1 protein-coding gene is annotated in these 268 nt (G+C 66.8%); it reads right to left on the reverse strand.

All coding sequences use genetic code 11. From position 1 onward, the window contains the following. Window positions 1–268 (reverse strand): cytochrome c (locus G5A07_RS21315; protein WP_191863984.1); only part of this gene is annotated, 268 nt, incomplete at both ends.

Raw genomic sequence — 268 nt, forward strand, 5'->3', positions numbered from 1 at the left:
GACCTGGGTGGCGGCCTTGAACTCCTGCTGGCGCTGCCAGACCTCGTCCTTGGCGCGGGTGTCCTCGCCCTCCTCGCCGGCCTTGGGACTGGGGAAGTACTGCCAGGGCTGGTCGGCCAGTTGGTGCAACTTCGCCGATCCGGCACGGAACTTCTCCGCGTCGAAGGGCAGGCGTCCGCGGAGCATCCCGCCCATGTCCTCGCTGGTCCGTAGCATTTCCTTGAAGATCGCCTGGCGCTTGGCCTCGGGCGAATTGGGATCCATACGG

The sequence above is a fragment of the Stenotrophomonas sp. AS012628 genome (genome assembly GCF_010608305.1).
Taxonomy (GTDB): Bacteria; Pseudomonadota; Gammaproteobacteria; order Xanthomonadales; family Xanthomonadaceae; genus Stenotrophomonas; species Stenotrophomonas geniculata.